The sequence below is a fragment of the Streptomyces sp. NPDC017056 genome (genome assembly GCF_044332485.1).
Classification (GTDB): domain Bacteria; phylum Actinomycetota; class Actinomycetes; order Streptomycetales; family Streptomycetaceae; genus Streptomyces.
In genome coordinates this window covers 1-1,540 of record NZ_JBIRPD010000046.1, presented here as the reverse complement: position 1 = coordinate 1,540, position 1,540 = coordinate 1, and the positions used below count along the sequence as shown (strand labels likewise).

The following is a 1,540-nucleotide window of genomic DNA, read 5'->3' as shown; positions in this document are numbered from 1 at the left end:
TTACTGGGGTGGGTTGCCGTGTTTGCGGGCGGGCAGGTCGGCGTGCTTGTTGCGGAGCATGTCCAGGGAGCGGATGAGGACCTGGCGGGTTTCGGCGGGGTCGATGACGTCGTCGACCAGGCCGCGTTCGGCCGCGTAGTAGGGGTGCATCAGCTCGGACTTGTACTCCTTGACCATCCGCGCCCGCATCGCCTCGGGGTCGTCCGCCTCGGCGATCTGCTTGCGGAAGATGACGTTGGCGGCGCCCTCCGCGCCCATCACGGCGATCTCGTTGGTGGGCCAGGCGTAGGTCAAATCCGCGCCGATCGACTGGGAGTCCATGACGATGTAGGCGCCGCCGTAGGCCTTGCGCAGCACCACGGAGATGCGCGGCACGGTGGCGTTGCAGTACGCGTACAGCAGCTTGGCGCCGTGCCGGATGATGCCGCCGTGCTCCTGGTCGACGCCGGGCAGGAAGCCGGGGACGTCCAGCAGCGTGATGAGGGGGATGTTGAAGGCGTCGCACATCTGCACGAAGCGGGCGGCCTTCTCGGACGCCTCGATGTCCAGCACGCCGGCCAGCGACTGCGGCTGGTTGGCGACCAGGCCGACGACCTCGCCGTCCAGGCGGGCCAGCGCCACGATGATGTTGGTGGCCCAGCGCTCGTGGACCTCCAGGAACTCGCCGTCGTCGACCAGTTCCTCGATGACCGTGCGCATGTCGTAGGGGCGGTTGCCGTCGGCCGGCACCACGTCCAGCAGCGCGTCGCCGGAGCGGTCGGCGGGGTCGTCGCAGGCCACCGACGGCGGGTTCTCCCGGTTGTTCTGCGGCAGCAGGGACAGCAGGTAGCGGACCTCTTCGAGGCAGGTGGCCTCGTCGTCGTAGGCGAAGTGGCACACGCCCGAGGTCTCGGCGTGCACGTCCGCGCCGCCCAGCCCGTTTTGGGTGATTTCCTCGCCGGTCACCGCGCGCACCACGTCGGGGCCGGTGATGAACATCTGCGAGGTCTCGCGGACCATGAACACGAAGTCGGTCAGGGCGGGGCTGTAGGCCGCGCCGCCCGCGCACGGGCCCAGCATCACCGAGATCTGCGGGATGACGCCGGAGGCCCGGGTGTTGCGCTGGAAGATGCCGCCGTAGCCGGCCAGCGCCGAGACGCCCTCCTGGATGCGGGCGCCGGCGCCGTCGTTGAGGGACACCAGCGGGGCACCGGCCGAGATGGCCATGTCCATGATCTTGTGGATCTTCGTGGCGTGCGCCTCGCCCAGCGCCCCGCCGAAGATCCGGAAGTCGTGCGCGTAGACGAACACCGTCCGCCCGTGCACGGTGCCCCACCCGGTGATCACACCGTCGGTGTAGGGCTTCTTCGCCTCCAGCCCGAACCCCGTCGCCCGATGCCGCCGCAACGGCTCCACCTCGTGGAACGACCCCTCGTCCAGGAGAAGGTCGATCCGCTCACGCGCGGTCAGCTTGCCCTTGGCACGCTGCGCCTCGGTCGCCCGCTCACTGGGGCCTCGCCGGGCCTGCTCACGGATGGCGTGCAGCTCGGCGACCCGCCCG

General features: G+C 70.0%; 1 protein-coding gene. It reads right to left on the bottom strand.

Annotated features, from left to right (window positions below):
• Positions 1-1,540: acyl-CoA carboxylase subunit beta (locus ACH4OW_RS39055; RefSeq protein ID WP_398033683.1), on the bottom strand; the 1,540-nt coding region annotated here is incomplete at its 5' end.